This is a genomic window from Vibrio sp. MOR3 (assembly GCF_001557775.1).
In the GTDB taxonomy this organism is placed as follows: domain Bacteria; phylum Pseudomonadota; class Gammaproteobacteria; order Enterobacterales; family Vibrionaceae; genus Vibrio; species Vibrio jasicida.
Window position 1 is genome coordinate 332,015 of the sequence record NZ_LNRD01000002.1, and the last position, 22,519, is coordinate 354,533.

General features: G+C 45.2%; 15 protein-coding genes. 6 read left to right on the forward strand and 9 right to left on the reverse strand.

Annotated elements, in window-relative coordinates:
* Positions 1–20 precede the first annotated feature (20 nt).
* The gene (gene panP, locus ATB76_RS06095) at positions 21–1,667 is read left to right on the forward strand and encodes a pyridoxal-dependent aspartate 1-decarboxylase PanP (RefSeq protein WP_038874619.1); all 1,647 of its coding nucleotides are present in this window, start codon (positions 21–23) and stop codon (positions 1,665–1,667) included.
* A 310-nt stretch (positions 1,668–1,977) separates the two neighbouring features.
* Positions 1,978–2,832, forward strand: a complete 855-nt coding sequence (locus ATB76_RS06100) for a MurR/RpiR family transcriptional regulator (protein WP_038868710.1) — start codon at positions 1,978–1,980, stop codon at positions 2,830–2,832.
* Between the two features lie 66 nt (positions 2,833–2,898).
* Here ATB76_RS06100 and ATB76_RS06105 read toward each other — a convergent pair whose 3' ends face one another.
* The gene (locus tag ATB76_RS06105) at positions 2,899–4,137 is read right to left on the reverse strand and encodes an iron-containing alcohol dehydrogenase (protein WP_039974461.1); all 1,239 of its coding nucleotides are present in this window, start codon (positions 4,135–4,137) and stop codon (positions 2,899–2,901) included.
* A gap of 359 nt (positions 4,138–4,496) precedes the next feature.
* Between ATB76_RS06105 and ATB76_RS06110 the strand changes: the two genes are divergently transcribed.
* Positions 4,497–4,763 (forward strand): GrxA family glutaredoxin, encoded by a 267-nt coding sequence (locus ATB76_RS06110; protein WP_005428550.1) that lies wholly within the window; start codon positions 4,497–4,499, stop codon positions 4,761–4,763.
* Between the two features lie 182 nt (positions 4,764–4,945).
* Positions 4,946–6,628: an aspartate:alanine antiporter gene (locus tag ATB76_RS06115; RefSeq protein WP_038868712.1), complete on the forward strand. Its 1,683-nt coding sequence runs from the start codon at positions 4,946–4,948 to the stop codon at positions 6,626–6,628.
* 104 nt (positions 6,629–6,732) lie between these two features.
* Here the strand turns inward: ATB76_RS06115 and fabV are convergent, their stop codons facing one another.
* From fabV to ATB76_RS06155, 8 genes are all read right to left on the reverse strand, one after another.
* On the reverse strand, positions 6,733–7,935 hold the full coding sequence (gene fabV / locus ATB76_RS06120; protein WP_061034875.1) for an enoyl-ACP reductase FabV: 1,203 nt from the start codon (positions 7,933–7,935) through the stop codon (positions 6,733–6,735).
* A 180-nt stretch (positions 7,936–8,115) separates the two neighbouring features.
* Positions 8,116–10,401 carry an acyl-CoA dehydrogenase gene (locus ATB76_RS06125; RefSeq protein ID WP_061034876.1) on the reverse strand — a complete coding sequence of 762 codons (2,286 nt, stop codon included), beginning with the start codon at positions 10,399–10,401 and terminating at the stop codon, positions 8,116–8,118.
* Positions 10,402–10,469: 68 nt separating this feature from the next.
* Positions 10,470–11,096, reverse strand: coding sequence for a TetR/AcrR family transcriptional regulator (locus ATB76_RS06130; protein ID WP_038868716.1), 627 nt, complete (start codon positions 11,094–11,096; stop codon positions 10,470–10,472).
* Between the two features lie 446 nt (positions 11,097–11,542).
* Positions 11,543–12,712 (reverse strand): Na+/H+ antiporter NhaA, encoded by a 1,170-nt coding sequence (gene nhaA, locus ATB76_RS06135; protein WP_061034877.1) that lies wholly within the window; start codon positions 12,710–12,712, stop codon positions 11,543–11,545.
* A 330-nt stretch (positions 12,713–13,042) separates the two neighbouring features.
* Positions 13,043–14,158: a lipocalin-like domain-containing protein gene (locus ATB76_RS06140; RefSeq protein ID WP_061034985.1), complete on the reverse strand. Its 1,116-nt coding sequence runs from the start codon at positions 14,156–14,158 to the stop codon at positions 13,043–13,045.
* 8 nt (positions 14,159–14,166) lie between these two features.
* Positions 14,167–16,620 (reverse strand): ABC transporter permease, encoded by a 2,454-nt coding sequence (locus tag ATB76_RS06145; RefSeq protein ID WP_039977378.1) that lies wholly within the window; start codon positions 16,618–16,620, stop codon positions 14,167–14,169.
* Positions 16,601–17,272, reverse strand: a complete 672-nt coding sequence (locus ATB76_RS06150; protein WP_038874609.1) for an ABC transporter ATP-binding protein — start codon at positions 17,270–17,272, stop codon at positions 16,601–16,603. Before ATB76_RS06150 ends, ATB76_RS06145 begins: the two co-directional genes overlap by 20 nt.
* A gap of 129 nt (positions 17,273–17,401) precedes the next feature.
* The gene (locus tag ATB76_RS06155) at positions 17,402–18,778 is read right to left on the reverse strand and encodes an MATE family efflux transporter (RefSeq protein WP_061034878.1); all 1,377 of its coding nucleotides are present in this window, start codon (positions 18,776–18,778) and stop codon (positions 17,402–17,404) included.
* 94 nt (positions 18,779–18,872) lie between these two features.
* Here ATB76_RS06155 and ATB76_RS06160 point away from each other — a divergent pair, with 94 nt between their 5' ends.
* Complete coding sequence (locus ATB76_RS06160) at positions 18,873–20,312, forward strand: DUF2867 domain-containing protein (protein WP_061034879.1); 1,440 nt, start codon at positions 18,873–18,875, stop codon at positions 20,310–20,312.
* A gap of 216 nt (positions 20,313–20,528) precedes the next feature.
* The gene (locus tag ATB76_RS06165) at positions 20,529–22,433 is read left to right on the forward strand and encodes an alpha/beta fold hydrolase (RefSeq protein ID WP_061034880.1); all 1,905 of its coding nucleotides are present in this window, start codon (positions 20,529–20,531) and stop codon (positions 22,431–22,433) included.
* Positions 22,434–22,519: the final 86 nt, after the last annotated feature.

The window sequence follows — 22,519 nt, forward strand, 5'->3', positions numbered from 1 at the left end:
AACTACAAAGATTCTTTGCTATGGTTAAGGAACAAAAAACCGCTGACGTTAGCTTCGAGAGCTTGTTAAAGATCTTCACGATTCCTGAAGGTCCAGATTCCACGTTGACGAAAATTGATGAAAGTCTTTCCCAAAACTTAAATCAATTCCTTCGTGAACACATCGTGGCAGAAGAAAAGCCTTTACGTGAAATCGAGAAAGACTTTTCTTCTGCTCAGATTCCTGAGCAACCTGAGTTTGTATCAGACCATACCGAGCACCTTTTAGATACCTTAGTATCTCACTCGGTTCACACCTCTGCACCAAGCTTTATTGGTCACATGACTTCTGCCCTGCCGTATTTTTTAATGCCGCTGTCGAAAATCATGATTGCCTTAAACCAAAACTTGGTGAAGATTGAGACCTCAAAAGCTTTCACTCCACTAGAGCGTCAAGTGCTAGGCATGCTACACAGTCTTATCTACGGTCAGGACGAAAAGTTCTACCGTAAGTGGATGCACAGCGCCAAACATTCTCTAGGTGCATTTTGTTCTGGCGGTACCATTGCCAACATTACTGCGCTTTGGGTTGCTCGCAACAAAGCATTGAAAGCAGATGGTGCATTCAAAGGTGTAGAAAAGGAAGGCCTTTTCAAAGCGATGAAGCACTATGGCTACGAAGGTCTTGCGATCTTGGTATCAGAGCGTGGCCACTATTCACTTAAGAAAGCCGCCGATGTCCTTGGTTTAGGCCAAGATGGCTTAGTTGCCGTCAAGACAGATGCAAACAACCGTATTGTTGTCGATGACCTCAAGGCAAAAATCACGGAGCTTGAAGCACAAAACATTAAGCCGATCGCTGTTGTTGGTGTTGCAGGTACGACCGAAACGGGTAGCGTAGACCCCCTAGCCCAAATTGCCGAAGTTTGTGCACAGCATAATTGCCACTTCCACGTGGATGCAGCTTGGGGTGGTGCGACACTAATGTCGAACAATCATCGTCATCTACTCGGTGGCGTTGAGCTTGCTGATTCAGTCACGATTGACGCTCACAAACAACTGTACATTCCTATGGGTGCAGGCATGGTTCTGTTTAAAGATCCTGATGCAATGAAATCCATCGAGCATCACGCACAGTACATACTGCGTAAAGGCTCGAAAGATCTTGGCAGCCATACGCTTGAAGGCTCTCGTTCTGGAATGGCGATGCTAGTTTACGCAGCCATGCACATCATTAGCCGCCCAGGTTACGAACTGCTTATCGATCAGAGTATTGCAAAAGCGCGCTATTTCGCCGATCTCATCAAGCAACAAGAAGATTTTGAACTGGTCTCTGAGCCTGAACTTTGTTTACTGACCTATCGCTATTTACCAACTCACCTACGAGCAGCACTGGAAAAGGCACAGGGCACGCAAAAAGAAAAATTGAACGAACTGATCAACCAGCTCACTCAATTTATTCAGAAGCGACAACGCGAAACTGGTAAATCCTTTGTCTCTCGTACTAGGCTGAATCCAGACCAATGGCAACGTATGAATACCATCGTATTTCGTGTTGTGCTGGCGAACCCTCTAACTACGAACGACATATTGAATGCTGTTCTTGATGAGCAACGTGAAATTGCTCAACAAGCACCAAGCTTGATGGCTAAGATTGAAGAAACTGTCGAAGACATTCTCAATTCTTAAGCGCCAATGTGAGTTACATCAAATTGAAAATTTCTTTCTTTTTGGTGTAACTCAAACATCATTATTGTGCCACTAGAGCAACATACCTTCGATCCCACATCCAATTCTGTAGTTTTTACAACATTTTGTTTGAGGCTTGTCAAATTCTCACGAAATAGTAACCGTATTTGTTTTAGCCAGATAAAGGATCGGGTTTATACTGAATTTATGGCGCTGGTCGTTTTCGTTAACGCCCCTCTCGACCGAGAAACTTTGTGTTTCTACCCGTTAACAGAGCCAGCGAGTTGTTCTCTATACCCTCGTGAACACTATGAATACATTAGAAAAAATTCAAAAAAACCTGGAGAATTTCAGTAAGTCAGAGCGCAAAGTTGCGGAAGTAATTATGGCGTCTCCACAAACTGCAATTCATTCAAGCATTGCAACGTTAGCGAAAATGGCTGACGTGAGTGAGCCAACTGTTAACCGTTTCTGTCGACGTCTGGATACCAAAGGTTTCCCAGACTTTAAATTGCACCTTGCGCAAAGCCTTGCCAATGGTACGCCTTATGTAAACCGTAACGTTGAAGAAGACGACGGGCCTGATGCCTACACCCACAAGATTTTTGAATCGACAATGGCGTGTTTGGACGTAGCGAAGAATAGCCTTGACGCGATGCAAGTGAATCGTGCCGTGGATCTTCTTACTCAGGCAAAGCGTATCTCATTCTTTGGTCTTGGCGCTTCTTCTGCGGTTGCGCGGGATGCACAAAACAAATTTATTCGCTTTAACATCCCAATTACTTGTTTCGAAGACATTGTAATGCAACGTATGAGCTGCATTAACTGCAGTGACAACGACGTAATTGTGTTGATTTCTCATACCGGACGAACCAAGAGCCAAGTTGAGATTGCGAATCTAGCTCGTGAGAACGGCGCAACTGTTATTGCAATTACAGCCAAAGATTCGCCACTAGAGAAAGCAAGCTCACTGGCGATTACATTAGATGTACCGGAAGACACAGACGTATACATGCCTATGGCCAGTCGTGTAGTTCAAATGACCGTCATTGATGTACTTGCAACGGGCTTTACGCTTCGACGTGGTACTGGGTTTCGTGAGAACCTAAAGCGAGTAAAAGACGCGCTAAAAGATAGCCGTTACGACAAGCTAAGTCAGTACTAATAGAGATACGAAGGGGAGCTTAATTGCTCCCCTTTTTTGTACAGATAACCGCATTCACTATCTCAGTCAATCGTTGACACTTGAGAGATCTGAGTGTGATTCAAGAATTTCAACTGAACTAGCATGAAGCTTGCTTTCTTCCATGCATTCCCCGCTACAATCGCACACTTGACGTAAGATATAGACTAATCGGTCTTGATTGAGCGGAAGAGGATTTCCTTTAATAGCAACGGACATGAGGGCGTCATCGGCCACTTGTTCAAAAGAGGTTTGGCAAACCCCAAACTTACCAAGATGAGGCAACTCAAGTTTATCGAGCACCATTTTCACCCATAGCACACCGTCATGTTCATTAGCATTCGTTCTATCCGTGACAAGTTGTGCCAACCTCCTATAGCGACTGATCACATCCGCTCTGCCCGCTTGCTTTGCTGCCTTTATGTTCTCTTGCATTACGTGCGGCGCCAACCTTGCAGTAATCACACTATGGGGGGCATCTAACTTTCCACCTAATGCCGAAGCTAAACCATGCGCAGCACCTAGTTTAGCATTAGTGATCGCCATACCTCCCAACAAGGCTGCGAAAGACAAATCTGATCTCGCCTTATGATTATCTTGCTTACAACCAGCTATGACAGAGCGGCTTAGCCGTCTGAGCCCCTCTTCGCACACCATATCAGTTAAAGGGTTAGGGTCACCGCAGACATACGCTTCCATCAAATGAGTGAAAGCATCCATCGCTCCCCTTCCAGATGTGTATTGATCCGTACCATAAGTTAAGGTGGGATCCACAATAGCGACATCCGCTAACATCTCCGGACTGCGTAAACTAACCTTGACTTGGTCTTGCCCAGATTTGAGCACTGCGTTACGAGTCACTTCGGAACCTGTGCTTGCCGTGGTAGGGATAGCAATAAAATGAATCGGTTTGGTTTTTAGTGGGACGTTTCGACCAACAACTTCAACATAGTCATACACATCCCCCTGATTTGGGATAATAGCAGCCAGCGCTTTCCCCATATCAATCACGCTGCCTCCCCCAATGGCAACGACTATATCCGGCTGAAACTTTCGTCCTAGAATGGCAGTTTCTTCCACCATGGTGATATTAGGCTCACCATTTATAGCGACATGCTGATAACGCATATTCTGCGCTTTAAGATAATTAATGATCGGTGTGGCACGTTGCGTGTCTTTACCTGTCACCAGTAATACGCTGTAGCCAAATTGATTGATTACAGACAACGAAGATTGAAGCGCCCCTTCGCCGAAGATAATCCTTGTTGCAGTCATAAACTGAAACATACACTTCCTCCCCAAAACAACAAATCAGACTAGATTGCTATGCTTTGCGCAAAAAAAAGTTGACCGAGTGCACCTTGCCGCCATTAACCCTTCAAAATGTGTGTTTTTATGCGTCACTTCACAGAGTTAGCTAAGCCCAAAGATCGATTAACTTTTGTTCTAAAAGTGACTTTTCTTGGCTTTAAGCTTAGTGCGTGTTTAGTTTTTATACGATAGATTTCGCCTATCGAAACAAGAGGCATTTGCTGCTTTATTTCCGGTTCTGGATCGGGCATAGTTGTCCCAACATACGAGAGCGAATCGCAGCATTGACGTTTTCGTTCGCTTTCAATAAGAATAGATTTAGGAGAAATAAGATTATGTTCGTAGTTATCTTTGGTCGCCCTGCATGTCCTTTCTGTGTACGTGCTAAAGAGCACGCTGAAACACTTAAGGCAAAACGTGATGATTTCAACTACCGTTACGTAGACATCCACGCTGAAGGGATTTCTAAAGCTGACCTAGAGAAAACAGTTGGTAAGCCAGTAGAAACTGTTCCTCAAATCTTCATCGACCAAACGCACATCGGTGGTTGTGATGACTTTGAAGCTTACGCAAAAGAGCACCTAGGTCTATTCGACGAGTAATTCGAATAACTGAATTTTTAAAAGCCGCTAGTAGCGGCTTTTTTATTATGTATTCAAAATGTTATTCCCTTACGTCAAGTAATAGTAAAACCTAAAAAAATTCACTTATCTTTTTGCTATATTTAGTTACAATTCGCAATTCTTAATCTTTTTCTTTGGCACACACTTTACCGAGCCACACAGTGAACATAGACGTCGTACATCTTCTTGAACAAAACCCCATTCTTCTAATCTTCGTCGTATTAGCAATTGGTCTTGCCATTGGCAAAATTCGCTTTGGAAAGCTGCAGTTAGGCAACTCTATTGGCGTGCTCATTACCTCGCTTATCATGGGACACCTCGGCTTCTCATTTAACGCAGAAGCGCTAACGATTGGCTTTATGCTGTTTATCTACTGTGTAGGTATCGAAGCTGGGCCTAACTTCTTCGGTATCTTCTTCCGAGATGGTAAGCATTACTTCATTTTGAGCATGACCGTGTTGGTCTCGGCTGTCGGCTTAACTTATTTCTGTAGCCATTATATGGGCCTAGATTTTGGCTTATCTGCCGGTATGATGGCGGGTGCCCTTACCGCAACGCCTGTTCTGGTAGGTGCACAAGATGCATTAAACTCTGGTCTTGCTACCATTCCGCGGAACATGGATTTTTCTCTCGTATTAGAAAATCTATCGGTGGGTTATGCCATGGCTTATCTGGTCGGTTTGATCAGCATGATCATGTTTGCCAAACTGCTGCCTAAATTGCAAAAACAAAACCTATCCGACTCAGCTCAACAAATCGCACAAGAACGCGGCTTAGGGAGTTCTAGTCAAAGAAAGGTGTATTTACCCATTATCCGTGCGTACCGTGTTGGCCCTGAGCTGATTGACTGGACAGATGGTAAGAACCTTCGTGAGTTGGGCATTTACCGCCAGACGGGTTGTTACATAGAACGTATTCGTCGTAACGGCATTCTTGCCCACCCAGACGGTGATGCAATCCTGCAAGAAGGTGACGAAATCGCACTAGTAGGCTTCCCAGACAGCCATGCGCGTCTTGACCCTAGCTTCCGCAACGGTAAAGAAGTATTCGACCGAAACCTGCTTGACCTTCGAATAGTCGAAGAAGAGATCGTGGTTAAGAGCGATGCCATTGCAGGCAAACGCTTGTCTGATTTGAACCTATCTGAATTCGGCTGTTTCTTAAACCGCGTAGTGCGTGCTCAAATTGAAATGCCGATGGATTTAGACATTGTTCTCGCTAAAGGTGATGTCCTTCAGGTGAGTGGTGAAAAGAGCCGTGTACATGGTCTCGCTGAGAAAATCGGTTTCATCTCGATCCACAGCCAAATGGCAGATTTACTCGCGTTTTGTAGCTTCTTTATTCTGGGCATTATGTTTGGCTTGGTGACCATGACGTTTGGTCAAGTGTCATTCAGCTTAGGTAACGCAGTCGGCCTATTACTTTCAGGCATCACGCTGGGCTTCCTACGAGCAAACCACCCTACTTTCGGTTATGTTCCGCAAGGGGCGTTAAATATGGTCAAAGATTTAGGTTTGATGTTCTTTATGGTCGGAATAGGCTTAAGTGCTGGTGGCAAGATGTTCGAACACTTAACTCAAGTTGGTCCACAGATCATTGGTTTAGCATTTATTGTAAGCGTAGTGCCGGTTGTTCTTGCATATCTAGTTGGCGCTTACGTGCTTAAGATGAACCGTGCCCTACTCTTTGGTGCTATTATCGGAGCTCGTACGTGTGCTCCAGCAATGGACGTAGTAAACGAATACGCTAAGTCGACAATTCCTGCACTTGGTTACGCAGGTACGTACGCGATAGCCAATATCTTGATGACCCTAGCTGGTACCATTCTGATTATTCTGAGTTAATCACAATGAATGAGCGTTACAGATCAGTTAGCGCTCCTTATTCAAAGATTCTAGACAGAAAAAAGGCGCTCATTGAGCGCCTTTTTCAATTCCGCTAGAAACGATTAGATTTGTGTGAAATCTGTTTCTACTGCTGGGTTCACGTCTGCTTCGTAATCCACACCGTCAACACCAAAGCCGAATAGCTTCAAGAACTCTTCTTTGTACTCAACGTAGTCAGTTAGCTCTTTTAGGTTTTCAGACGTGATCTGAGGCCATAGGTCACGACAGTGTTGTTGGATGTCTTCACGCAGTTCCCAATCATCCAGACGTAGGCGGTTCACTTCATCTACTTCTGCAGCGCTGCCGTCTTCTTTGTAAAGACGTTGACTGAACATGCGGAAGATTTGTTCCATACAGCCTTCATGTACGCCTTCTTCGCGCATTTTCTTGAATACCATTGCGATATATAGAGGCATTACAGGAATTGCAGAACTTGCTTGAGTCACAACAGACTTAAGTACCGCTACGTTTGCGCTACCGCCAGTTGCAGACAGTTTCTCGTTCAGTGCTGCTGATGCACGATCTAGGTCCATTTTCGCTTTACCTAGAGCGCCATCCCAGTAGATCGGCCAAGTTAGCTCAGTACCGATGTAGCTGTATGCGACTGTTTTACAGCCATCTGCTAGCACGCCAGCGTCTGATAGTGCATTAATCCATAGTTCCCAATCTTCACCACCCATTACGGTTACTGTGTCTTGGATTTCTTGCTCAGTAGCAGGCTCTACGCTTGCTTCGATGATGACGTCTTTGTTGGTATCAACAGCGGTCGACGTGTAAGTTTCACCGATAGGCTTAAGTGCTGAACGAATCAGTTCACCCGTTTCTGGCATTTTACGTACTGGAGAAGCCAGTGAGTAAACCACCATATCTACCTGACCAAGGTCTTCTTTGATCAGATCGATTGTTTTCTGTTTTGCTTCATTTGAGAACGCGTCACCGTTTAGGCTTTTCGCGTATAGACCCTCTTCACGAGCTAGCTTTTCAAATGCAACAGAGTTGTAAAAACCTGCTGTACCTGGCTTCTTCTCCGTGCCTTCTTTTTCGAAGAAAACACCGATAGTTGAAGCACCGCCACCAAATGCCGCAGCGATACGAGAAGATAGGCCGTAGCCACTTGATGCACCCACAACGAGAACGCGTTTTGGAGCGTTTTTAATTGGGCCTTGTGCTTTAGTGTAAGCAATTTGTTCTTTTACGTTAGCTTCACAACCCACTGGGTGCGTAGTAGTACAGATAAATCCACGAATTCTAGGTTTGATGATCATATTCAACTTCCTTTAAAAAACGTTGCTAGGATAAAAGGTTCAGCCCTACTTCGCACCTAATTTCTGTAAAAATGCTGCGAAAATGCAAGTGGTTGGAGCACTCACAGCATCATTTATGACCGATAGAAACAAATAAGCACCTCGGCTGAGGTGCTTATTTCGAACATTTTAGTGTGGACGTTATGCCGCTGAATTCAAATGCGTTTTTTTCGTCGTCACATTAGTACGAACTTCTGAGAAGTCATGGCTAAAGTGGTCAACTTGAATTGCTTTGTAACGCAGCTTATCCGCCGCCATAATTTGATCTATTTCTTGCTCAGTTAACACATCCTCTTCAAACGCTTGCTGTAGGCGGTCATGTAATAGACCTTTGCGCGCAACTTTGCCATCTTTAGCCGCCTTCATCAGTTTGCGCTCTAATGGCTTAACGTCATACATCGCTAAAAATGCACGCTCCATCAAACCCACACTGTCGTCTTCGTCTTTACCGATGTAACAAAGGTGCGTCAGACGGTCACGCTGAGCGCCTGGGGTCATCATAGCCTCTGCCAGACCTACACACAGTTCATCACTCGGTGCTTTGAAGTGATTACCAAGTGGGAATAACAAGCCTTTAAGGACACCACCTACGTATTTCACAGGGAAGTTTGAGTACGCTTCATTCAGTGACTTAGACGCATTGTATAAGCAGTGCTGTACCGCGTAATGGACAAAGTTTAGATCACCCTGTTGTCGACCTTCATCTTCGTACTTCTTCAACGCGGCTGATGCCATATACAGGTAGCTTAGGCCATCACCCAAGCGAGCAGAGATCATCTCTTTACGTTTTAAATCACCGCCAAGCGTCAGCATCGCAAAGTCAGCACTTACGGCTAGCGCACGGCTTAGACGAGTAATGTCCTTGTAATATTGCTGCGTAGGGCCGCTCATGTGCGCCTTAACAAAACGAGAACCAGTTAGCGCTGCGCCAAGTGCGCCAAAGGTGTTACCCGTGGCATGTTTAATGTGCTTAAACAGCAGATCATCAAACTCTTTCGCACCTTCTTTCGAATCTGGGTTGGCCGCTGCTTCCATCTCTTTCAGTACGTATGGATGACAACGTGTCGCACCTTGACCGAAAATCATTAGGTTGCGAGTCAAAATATTTGCACCTTCGACGGTGATAGCAACAGGAATGCCTAGATAATGTTTCGCTAGGTAGTTCATTGGACCATCTTGAATCGCGCGCCCCGCATGGATATCGAAAGAATCGTTCAGGATAGTACGGGCCATTTCCGTCATGTGGTATTTAGCAATAGCTGTCACGATGCCTGGTTTCTCTTTCATATCAAGAGACGTCGTCGTCAAAGTACGTGTTGCTTCAAGTAGATAAGTTAAACCACCAATGCGTCCCATCGCCTCAGCGACACCTTCAAATTTACCGATGGACATACCAAACTGTTTACGGACATATGCGTAAGCGCCTGTGGTTCGTGTGGTAAGGTGACCGATTGCGGTGCCGAGCGCAGGAAGGGAAATACCACGGCCTGCCGACAAGCATTCCACCAACATACGCCAACCTTTACCCGCGTACTCTGATCCACCAATTAGCCAGTCCATAGGAATGAACACATCGTTACCACGTGTTGGACCGTTCATAAACGCAGAACCGAGCGGATCGTGACGCTCACCAATTTCCACACCTTCGTGATCAGCAGGAATCAATGCACAGGTAATACCCACATCTTTCTTGTCGCCAAGCAGGCCATCTGGGTCTTGAAGTTTGAATGCGAGACCAAGAACAGTCGCAACAGGTGCTAGGGTAATATAACGCTTGTTCCAACTAACACGGATACCAAGAACTTCTTCACCCTCGTGCGTGCCGTAACAAACTACGCCTTGGTCTGGAATACCGCCTGCATCTGAGCCAGCTTCAGGGCCGGTTAAAGCAAAACATGGAATATCCGTACCGTCAGCGAGACGTGGTAGCCAGTAGTCTTTTTGCTCTTGAGTACCATAGTGAGAAAGTAGCTCACCTGGGCCAAGAGAGTTTGGCACCATGACTGATACGGCTGCGCTGATGCTTCGTGTGGCAATACGAGATACGATGGTTGAGTTTGCAAGTGCAGAAAACTCTCGGCCGCCGTATTCTTTCGAAATGATCAGAGAGAAGAAACGCTCTTTACGTAAGAACTCCCAGACTTCAGGTGGTAGATCACGGTCATCTTTTACGATCTGCTGATCGTTTAGCATTTCAAGTAACGTCTCAAGTTCATTGTCCATGAAGGCTTGTTCTTCAGACGTCAGTGCTGGTTTTGGGTAGTGATGAAGCGTTGTAAAGTTAGGCTTGCCAGAAAACAACTCGGCATCCCACCATACACTACCGGCTTCCATTGCCTCTTTTTCCGTACTCGACAATGGTGGCAGTACTTTCTTAAACATTTTAAATGCTGGGTCACTAATCCATTTTCTTCGTAGAGAGCTCATAGTTCAGATCCTTTTGTTCACATTACCGCTCGCGGCTTTCACTTTTCTTTTTATTGATTTAATTAGGTTTACTTGGCGGACATTCCTGCCGACAGGTATGGAATCAGTAGGTCGACGACAGACTTCGCATCGACGTCTTTTTGGAATTTACTTTCCGCAATTTCCGTTAGCGCTTGACTAGATGCCATGGTGAAAACACAAGTTCCAAGGGTAAAGTGTAATCGCCAAAACAGCTGTTCTTCTGTTAGTTCAGGGTTTGCTTTGCCTATGGAGAACATAAACAACTTCAGCACTTCGTCATATCTGGTGCTGATAAACCAGCGCAAGTGCCCCTGCACATCGGTGTAACCTCGCCCTATCAACAACATAAACAAGGCAGTACCGTTTGGTCGCACATCATTTAACGCCCGTAAGGGTAAGCGCAACGATTCGAATACCTCATCCATGTTGTAATCGTCACGGGTGTTTAGCTCTATCAGAGATGTTTTAATGCTCGGCATTAACGCTTCTAAATAGCGGTCTAAAACGGCTCTAACGAGCGTCTTTTTATCGCCAAAATGGTAGTTTACCGAAGCAAGGTTTACGTTCGCCTTACCAGTAATGGTTCTTAGTGATGTGTCATTGAAGCCGTATTCTGCAAATAGTCCTTCTGCTACATCGAGTATTTTTTCTTTTGTTGTACTTCTCGGGGCCATTTCAATCACTCGTATTAAACAACTGTTTGAAAATATACTCCCGAAACGACAGATTAACAAACGATTAACATCACATTTTCAAGTATTGGTCTGACCAGACATAGAAAGTGCAGGCGTAAAGGAATGAATTTAAAGCGAATATTATTTTGTGAAAAAAACTTCTAAAAAAAATGGAACTGAATTGAATTAGCTCGGTCTGAATTACTGTAACAACTAGGGCATTTAAAGTTTTTCAGGCCGTCAAACTTGTTTCTTTCTGGTTGTTACATTGCTGCTTTTTTTTATTAACTCCTATGTTTGTATCCGCCCAGATAAATTTTCTTCTGGGCTTTTTTTCGTCTGTCGTTCCCCGCTATGCACTAGCAAATAGTAAATCCAAGATATAAAAAAACCTCTCAATTGAGAGGTTTTCGTATTTCAAATTGCTGCTCTAAAAGCGGTTCGCTTTAGTATTCCTCAGCAACCTCTTCTGACGCCTGCTTTGGCAACGAGAAGTGCAGTAACGCATAGCCAAGTACAGCGGCAGTGGTAGAGCCCATCAAGATGCCTAGTCGAGCATAAGTGTCAAACTCAGGACTCACGTTTGCAAACGCCAATGATGAGATAAAGATAGACATCGTAAAGCCGATACCACACAACACTGACACCGCAAAGATATGCATAAAGTTCACGCCTTTCGGCAGCTTAGCAATACCTAGTTTCACTGCCGCCCAACTGAATGTGAAGATACCCAGAGGTTTACCAACCAACAGACCCAGTGCAATACCTAATGGCAACATTGAAGTCAGACCTGACATCGATACACCCTCTAATGAGATACCTGCGTTTGCGAACGCGAATAGAGGAAGAATACCGAATGCTACATATGGGTGAAGTGCATGCTCCATGTGTTTTAGTGGAGAGTGTTCACCCTGCTTACCTTTCAGTGGAATAGCAAAACCGATCACCACACCTGCCAATGTTGCATGGACACCAGATTTCAGTACCGCGAACCAGAGAATAGCACCAACGATCATATACGGTGTTAGCTTAGTCACCCCTTTTGCATTCAGCATAAAGAGCAAGCCAGTCATCGCAAAACCAACTAACAAGGCTATTGTTGATAGGTCACCGGTGTAGAACAACGCGATGATCACTACAACACCAAGGTCGTCAATGATTGCAAGTGCAAGCAGGAACACCTTCAAAGCGATTGGCACACGTTTACCTAGTAACGCCATGATACCAAGCGCAAATGCGATATCTGTCGCCGCTGGAATTGCCCAACCAGAGATCGCTTCAGGGTCGCCAGCATTGAAAGCAACGTAAACAAGTGCAGGAGCCAACATGCCGCCAACCGCAGCAATTGCTGGGAAGATTGCGGTTTCTTTCGATTTTAGTGCGCCTTCAAGTAGCTCACGCTTTACTTCAAGACCGATTAGTAGGAAGAACACAGCCATAAGGCCATCGTTGATCCAATGGGATACTGACATACCAAATACATAAGTATGCAGCATAGCTTGATAAGTTTCGCCAAGTGGGGTGTTAGCAATGGTCATCGCAATTGCCGCAGCAATTACCAGAAGAATACCACCAGCGGATTCCATTTTGAAAAAGTCACGAATGACATCGTTCATGATTTCGCCCTTATATTTATTATCTTAATAAACGATTAACAAAGAATGATGAGAGTGTATAGCTGCTGAAAATTTTAGAATAATCGCTTGTTCAGAGTATAAACTTCGATTTTTCCGATGTATTCTTTACGACACATCGTATTTTTCAACAAGAACATATAAATTTACAAGACCTGACAATCTCCCTATAAGTCTATGTATTCACATAGATTACTATTAACTTAGTATAATATGTGACTGATTTTCGTGATTAACATGCAGTTTTACGACGAAAACTGCGTGTTTCAACGACAAAAAAGCCACCTTTGATGAGGTGGCTTTCTGTTCTTTTTAGTAACCGGTGAGTTGCATAAATCCCCACGCCTCATTGGAACCCGATGCGAGTATCGGTCCTTCCCAATAAGGGATCACAAACGGAAGCCACATGTCCGATTTTATGATTCTCGTCGTCAAATTGATGTTGTGCTCGGGGACATTAATGATCCATTGCAGCGGTAGCCTTCTTCCGTTTGATAAGCCAGTGACCTGCAAAGGTGTCATGGTTAATTCTTTCTCAGTTAAGTTGATCACCTTACCGGAACGTGTCGCTAAAGTGCCAAACAGATGGGGAACCTGTCCATGATGACGATAGCGACTCACCGTAAGTGCTCGTCCATCATCAAGATTGAAAACAAACCAGTCCCAGCCTTGTTGTCCTTCACCGATTAGGCCACTACCCCACTCTTTTTGCGTCCACGCAGCCCCTGTCACTTCAATATCCTGACCATTTAAGGTTAGGTTGCCTTTTACATTTAAGAAAGGCGCACTGAAGCTAAAGGATGCGACAGATTGGAGCGCGTGCTTAACTTGAAAGCCTTTATCGCCATTCACGACGAACGGGCCGCTAGTAGTGGTATTTAAATCCATACCAAAGGTATCCGTTGTCACCTCTAAGTTACCCGGAAAGGGCGTAGAACCTAACGCTCGCCACGTCCAATTATCTATCCACAGACGGAACGGGCGATTCGTCATTCCAGCTTGTCCAATGCCACCACGCGCCACTCTTTGTTCTTTCCATACTTTAGAGCCATTGCTAATCACAATATGCGAGATAAAAAGCTGTGGATTTTGCCAACCTCTGGTATCACGCTCATCTGTTGCAACTCTAAAGTAGCTCCATTGAACGTTGTAAACCTTGCCATGCTTATCTTGTAATTTGGCAAAGTAATTCCACCATTCATGTTGATAATCTGGATGGAAGCGAAAATCCTGAGGAAGCGAGACATGTTCATCTGGCAACACTGGTTCAAAGATCGTTTTGCTTTCTCTTTGTAGTACTGCGCTAATGTCACTCTCTTTCGTTGCCGTCGCTTCGGCCCAATGCGTGAAATACAGTGTCGCACCCGTTAATGCAATGAAAGCAATAAACACCAACACTGATATCGAGAAGATCTTTTTCGGCTTCATATTCTTCGTCACAGAGCATCCCTCAACGACTTCATCGGAGTACTCTTAATCATTCTGATCACTGGCAATGCCCCCGCGATCATGATGGCAAACATCGCCCAAGCAATCGTCTGAACATACTCCCAAGGGATCGTTTGCAACTCTAAAGACCAGCCAAAAGATTGCTTAATAATGATATCAACAATCAAATGTGCCAACGCTAATCCGAGCGGGACGGCAATAATGGCGGAGATCATACCAAAAGCAAACAACTGTAACCCACCAAGGAGGACAAGCTCTTTACCCGACACGCCCATACAACGAAGTAAAGAAAAGTGCCTTTGCCGTGAAAACTCGCCAGCAAGGGTGGCAAAGAACAAGCCAAACACAGCAATAATCAATGTAATGTTGCCTAGTGTGCCTGCAATCGCAAAGGTGTGGTCAAACACTCGCATGGCTTGGTTATAGATATTGTTGTTGTCGAAGACTCGGTCTTGTGACAAGCGGAACACGTTTTCTAAGCGACGTTTCAAACCTTCGCCATTAACATTGTCTTCAAGTAAAACGCCAAGCCCAACGTTACCTGAGCCCGCAAAAGCATACAGCCAATTTCGGTGCGACATCATCACTTGGTTGTAGGGGTTGCCATAGTCGTAGTACACCCCAACAACTTGCCACCCTCCGCCTAACGGTGGCTGAAGATCAATATAGTCACCAGGGCGAATGTCGAGCTTCAATGCCATAGACTCACTGACCATCAGACTTTTTGAATGATGTAAGTGATACCAATAATTAGGCACGCCAAGTTTTACTGTGAGTGAATCAAGTTCCCCTTCCGAAGCCCCTGTACTCACTACTTGAAGCGCTCCACGTTCCGTAGGCACATCTTTTTCCCAACGCCACCAAACGGTATCGACCTCTGGTTGTTCTTTTAACCAAGCACTCATGCGAGCTGCTGAGTTGTTCGTAGGGTAGATGTAGATATCTGCAGCAAGACGTTGGCTCAACCATTTGTCGGTCGTATCACGGAAACTGCCTACCATGGTCTCAACACCAATGTTTGCCGCAAGTGCCAGCATAAAGGCCATCGTAGCAACACCTCGGTAACTCATGCTTGCCGCCGCATCAGCGAAGAACCAACGGACACGAACCCAACGTAATGAATAAGAGAAACTTTGGAACATATGCCACATCAGGAACGGCATAAACAACGCCACGCTGATCAACATTAGCGCTATGATGGCAAAACCTGACTCTTGCGTTCTTGGAGCTTGATAAACCGCAACGGCCGCTACACAAAAAGCACAAGCAGCAAACGCCTGCCAAGAGAACTCACGTCCAGCAAAGCGCATCAAAGATAAACGAGAAGAAAGACGGATGGGTTGTGATTTCAACAAACGAATCAAAGGCCATAAACAAGAAATCAGAGCGCCCAACGCCGACATTGCCAAGCTATATAAACTCGATTCCCATGACCAACCAATGGTGAGACCAACGTTGGCATCGTATAAATCACTTAAGCTGGATGACACTGCAGGAATCAGTTCATTCGCTAAGATCAACCCGAAGAAGTTACCACAAGCCCATGCAACCAAAACTAGAATGGTCAGTTCTAACATCAATGCCTGTGCGAGCTGCATGCCATTTACGCCCGTTTGGCGAAGAATACCAACTAAACGTTGACGTTGGATAAAAGACAGAGACATTGCTTGATAGAAGATAAACAAACCAACAAGGAAGGACAACATTCCCATGGCCGTTAAATTCATGTGGAATGCTTTAGTAAGCGATTCTAACTCTGTACGGCTATTGCGCACCAACGTCATGCCATTAGGTAGCATATTTTTTAGCGCCAGAACTTTTTCCTCTGGCATTTCACCACAGGCAATCGCAGACAATCCTGAACTGCGTTGCAGCATTCTTAATAGAGAGATGTCCGTGACTAAACGCGTACCAGAAAGCAAGTTGTCACTATCAACCTTCAAAGGCCCGAGCTGACTGCCATCATTCAGCGTAATAAAGTCACCATTGCTCCATGACATATGTGCAGCTAAATCTTGGCTGACTAAGATTGGATATGGCGGCTTCATTAACGTCAGCATTGGAAGATCTTTAAGCGATTTACCTTGCTGTAGCGGCAGCAATGCAACAGGGTCAACCCCCACTAACATCAAACTTATATCGGTGTTGGTGTCTAAATGTAGAACATCAAATGGTGCGCATTGATTAAAACCAGCACGACGAAGCTGGATATAAAAGCCTTGAGGAATTTTGTTTGCAGAGTGTTTAGTACGAATACGGTAAGGCAAAGGGTTGGAAAAAAGTTTCTCACCAGTTTCGTAGCTCTGTTTCGCGTGTTGGTTAATTGAAGTCACACCAACAAGGAGTGATACTCCGAGGGTTAAACCAAGCCAAACAAGAATAATTTGAAGTGGGTAACGACGGTAATGACCGAGTAGCGCCTTAACTACGGGCCATAACATGCAATTGCCCTCCTTGAAGACGAATGCGGCCTTCCATGTGCTCAGCGACCTTTTCACTGTGCGTCACCAACAACAGCGTACACTCAAGCTGACGAGCAAGGCTGGTCAACAAGCGCATTACCGCTTCAGCATTTCGTTCATCTAAGCTACCAGTCGGCTCATCGGCAAGTAAGATCTTCGGCTCCATATACAGCGCACGAGCAATCGCAGCGCGCTGCTGCTGTCCACCTGATACCTCTTCTGGGTAACGCCCTAAAAGCGGCATAAGATCGAGTGCAGAGAGAATTTGGCGCCATAAACCTTTGTCTTCAGGCAAGCCTTTTAACTGGCGACAGAAACGGATGTTATCTGCAATATTCAAAGTAGGCAGCAGGTTGAATTGCTGAAAGATGTTGCCGATGTTGTTTCGACGATAAAGTGTTCTTAAGCGCTCTGGAGCACTGTGCATCGCGAAACTTGGGTATTGGATTTCACCAGAGTCAGCGGTATCAAGGCCTGCAATTAAATTAAGGAGTGTACTCTTACCAGAACCACTCTCTCCCATTAATGCAACTTGTTCACCCTGTTGTAATGTTAATTCTGCCCCTTGTAGTACAGGATGAAATTCGCCCCCGTCTACATAGCCTTTACATAGGTCTGACAGTTTCAACATTGATTTTGCCGCTCAAATGGTGTTTAAAAATTGGAATCAGAATCTACACTAAAATCCGGTTGGTAGGAAGTAATTTGAATAGTTGATCACACTATCAGACTACAAATGCAACTTGTCTCGCGACCCTTCTTAAGCATCGATCAAATTTTTCATCCATTTCTTACTCGCCATGCGGTGTAAACATGTCCCCCACTTAACCACTTCCTCGGTTAGAAACAATAAGTAAACCCATTGTGGTTCAAAGCCTAGGTAGATAGCACCAAAGGCGGCAAGAGGAATGCTAATCACCCATTGCGCAATCAGATCTTGGTACAAGCAGAACTTCACATCCCCACCCGCACGAAGCACACCGACAATGGCCATCATAGGAACAGAGCGAAGAACCACGCCGACGGCAAGAATCACCATAAACTGTTCAGCTAGGTGGCGCGTTTCTGGTGTCAACGCACTGAAGGCGTCGAGAATAAGTTGGTTAGAAAACAGAAGTAAAATCGCCACCACGATAGCAATCGCCACATTGAGGATCACCGTCGCCCAAGCTTGATAATAAACAGGGCCAAAGTTCTTCGCTCCCAATTGATTGCCCACCAATACTGCAGCAGCGTTAGATGAACCAATCATCATAGCTAGAGCAATTGACTCTACCGGCGTCATTACTGACAATGCCGCTAAACCTTGAACGCCTGCTTGCCCCATAATCGCATGATAGGCAAACAAACCACCCGCCCAAGCAAGGAAGTTAAATGTGGTCGGAAGAGAGAGCTTCAAGAAACGTGTAATTTTATCCAACACCAAGCTGGCACGAATATCATCCAAACAAAACGCAATGATGTGTTTTTTAAACCACAGGTAACTGAATAAACAAGTTACTTCAATAGCACCACTGATAACGGTGGCAATGGCAGCCCCTTTAATACCCATCGCAGGAAAGCCAAATTGACCAAAAATGAGCACCCAGTTAAGGAAGATGTTGGACAGAATGCCGATGCCACTGAAAAAGGTGCTAAGCCCGGGTTGATGCATGGCTCGAAGACCGACAGCCATACTTGCGACACAGGCTACAGCAAACATACTAACCGATGAAATAACGAGATAATCAGCACCAAGTCGAATCACCTCTTCCGAATCCGTTGTCAGGCGCATGATTGGTTCTGGGAACAGAACGAATAACACCACCGTAAGGGCAGCGAATACCATGGAAATCATCCAAGTCAACGACGTACTCTGACGCACACCGACTTTATTACCTGCCCCCCAATACTGCGCCGTAAGCAATGCTCCACCCGTTGTCACCCCAAGTAACATAATGGTCGTTACAAATGTCGCTCTTGCTGCAACACCGACCGCAGCAATTTCCGCCTCTCCCAATTGACCGAGCATCAGTACGTCCACCAAGCTTCGGCTGGAGAACATCATGCTCTGTAAAGTTATGGGTAATGCGATGGCAAATAGTCGACGTAAAAACGACTTATCAGCATGAATAACCAATTGTGAGAAAAAAATCATGCTCGCTCCGACGACAACTTATTGATAGAACGGGAAAAGTGTCTCATGATTATACCCAGTGGTGACTAATCCACCAGTAATAAAAGGATTCATAATGAAAAAGGTGTTGGTACTCGGGGCTTCCGGCTACATAGGCTCTCAACTTCTTCCACAACTGATCGATAAAGGTTACAGCGTCACTGCAGCAGCTCGTCATATTGACTATTTAGAATCTCGAACTCAGCCACACCCTAATCTCACACTCACTTATTTAGACCTCGCAGACGCAGAAGCGACGCTCGAAGTCGTAAATGATTTTGATTTGGTGTTCTTCCTTGTGCATGGTATGGCACAAGGTCACGACTTTGTTGAGTACGAGTTAAACCTCGCAGAGAACTTCAAAAATGCGCTTGAGAAAAGTCGCGTAGAACACGTGATCTACTTGAGTGCGATTCAGCCTCAAACCGGCAACTCTCAACACTTAGCAGCACGTAAAGCGACGGGGAAGATCATTCGTCAGGCTGGTGTTCCTGTTACCGAGCTTCGCGCAGGCGTGATTATTGGGCCAGGGTCTGCGGCATTCGAGATCATGCGTGACTTCGTCTATAACCTGTCGATTCTGATTGCGCCTAAGTGGGTCGACTCCAAAGCTAACCCAATCGCCCTACCCAACCTCAATCACTATTTGCTGGAACTGGCAGAAACCAAACCAACAGAAAGTGAAATCTATGAAGTTGGTGGGCCGGATACATTAAGTTATCGCGAGCAATTTGAAGTCATTTGTAAAATCACGAAGAAACCTTACAGACTGTGGTCAACGCCACTGCTAACACCCAAAATGGCATCGTATTGGTTAGCCATTGTGACGTCAGTTCCCACAAGTATTGGTAAAGCGCTGCTTGCTGGTTTAGAGCACGATTACATTGCCAATACCAAAGCCATTCACGAGCGATTTCCACAAGAGTTAATCAGCTATGAACAGTCCGTAGCGGACACCATCGCTACGGAGGGAACTTTTGTGCGTAGTAACGTATGGGGGTTTGAACCAGCAGCTCTCAAACGTTGGCAACCAGGCTACGGCTATTATCCAAAACAAGCAGGAGCAAGCATTAAGACAAAAGCTTCTGCAGAATCACTTTGGAAAGTCGCACAAAAGATCGGGAGCCCTGAAAAAGGCTATTACTTTGCCAACATCCTTTGGCGCACCCGAGAGTGGCTTGATATCTTCTTTGGTGGAGGAAAACCCATTCGAGTTTCACCACCGGGGCCAGAGCTCAAAGTAGGTGATTTCATTGATTCATGGAAGGTCATTCGCTGCGAAGAGAACCAGTTCCTCTCACTGTTTTTCGGTATGAAAGGTCCCGGACTTGGTCGTTTAGAAATTACAATCAAAGACGATGGCGAAGAGCGCGAATTCGATATCACCGCATGGTGGCACCCGCAAGGCTTCCCTGGTTTGCTTTACTGGTTTGCGATGATGCCAGCACACCTATTCATCTTCAAAGGTATGGTAAAAGCGATCGCCAAAGAAGCAGAGCATCTAGAGCGGGAGTAACGCCCCATTGCGGTTGGCCGCTCATAGCACTTTCAAACAAAGCAGATAAAGGCTATTTGAGAGTGCTATTGAAAAGGTTCTATATTGATTAACACTCTGTAAATTTAATTGAATTTATTTCAGTACAATCTCCATATTATTCTTAGCTCATACCTTTTTAGACCGGCTTTGTTCTGAACTTAGTGACTATAACGTTAAGCAGATTTTGGAATCACAATGGGCAATCGATACATCATTAGCAGTAAACACCACGATAACTTTATGCTTCGTCAGCAACACGTCGATAAGATCGCGTTGGTGACAGAAGGTGGCGGCCAGCGAGGCATTTTTACTGCAGGCGTGTTAGATGCCTTTCTTCATGCTGATTTCAATCCTTTTGACTTGCTGATTGGTACTTCTGCTGGCTCTCTCAACCTCGCCTCGTATATCTGTGGGCATCAAGGGCATGCTTACAAAATCATCACAGAAACAACACGACGCCCTGAGTTCTTTAAACTCACGAAATACTTGCTCAATGGTGAAGGGTTTGACTTAGATTTTTTAGTAGACAATGCCGAGATAAGCATCCCGTTAAACTGGGAAAAAGGTTCTGATTTACTCAAAACAAAGCAAGTCGTCGCCGTCGCGACACACGCACGAAACCTAACGACAGAGTGTTTTGATGTCACCGTTGATAATTGGAAGGATGTACTGAGAGCATCTTGTGCTATTCCTGCTCTGCACAAAAAGCCCGTTGTGTTTAATGGCGCGCGTTGGTTAGACGGCGGTGTATCTGCACCAATCCCAGTTGAAGAAGCTTATCGTCGAGGTTACAAACACATCGTGGTAATCCGGACGATGCCCATCGACTTTGACGAACATCATCCTTTAATAGAAGCCGTGCTAAAGCGCGCGCCATCCAAAACAATGAGTGAGCTATCGGCTATTTTGCTCAAACACGAAGAAACTTATCGACAAACTCGACGCTTTCTCGCCTCTCCTCCTGATGATGTAAACATTTACGAGATTTCTCCAGCGCGGAACTTACAATCTTCAGTTGTTGAGAGTACGAAAAAGCAACTCGATGCGGATTATTTGCACGGTGCTCAACTAGGCCGCTTGTTTGTGACCAGCATAGGAAGAAAACTCAATATTCCTCACAAGCCTTATAAACGCTATCACCCCATTACCTCGGAATTGAGCCACCATAACCATGATTATCACCAACAAATAGATGAAGTATGGCAAAACAGAAAGAGCGGTTACTTTAAAGGTGCGATGAATAATGATATCGCTTGGATTAACGTGAACCCTCAAAACCATACAAGAACGTTAGTCATTGTTCAGGGGCGAAATGAATCGTTTTGGAAGTACAAAGAAGTCATTTACGAACTCAGCCAATACTTCAATATCTATTCCTTTGATCATCGAGGTCAGGGAGAGTCGCAACGCTTGGCAGAACACAGCGAACTTGGACACGTGGACCAATTTGAACATTATGTTGAAGACTTAGCTCAGTTTCTTGGAGAGGTTGTAGAGAGCCAACATAAAGACGAAGTTATGATGCTCGCCCACTCGATGGGAGGTGCTGTCGCAACTCAATACCTCGCGAGTTATGATCACAACGTTAAAGCGTGCGCCCTAACAAGCCCAATGTTTGGTATCAAATTACCCAAAGTGGTTGGCGGCATTCAAACGGCCACCATTAAACTCATCAGTCAACTTCAGAAAACACCGAATTTCGCCCCTACCCAAACGGCATTTGTGACTAAAACCTTCGAAGGTAATGATCATACAAGTAGCCCTAATCGCTTTAGAGCCTACAGTGATTTGTTGAGCAACCACCCCAACTTGAGACTCGGTGGTGTTAGCCCTAAGTGGATTAGCGAAGCCGTTGCTGCGGGTAAAAATTGTTTAGCTCAAGCCAAAGACATCAAAACGCCGATTTTAATCGTGCAACCGGAGGGGGATAACGTTGTGTCGTTGCCTGCCCAAGATTTATTCAATGAGCATTGTTCCAGTTCAAGGCTTTTAAGCATTCCTCATGCAAGACATGACATTTTAATTGAATCCGACCGATATCGAGATTGGGCCCTGAAGCGGATCATGAATTTCTACGACCACAGCCATAAGTTTGTTTAATCGCTCGATAGAAGTAAATGTCAGGCCCTCAAAAACAAAAAAGCGTACACACCACAGTATGTACGCTTCAAAGCACCGCAATCTCC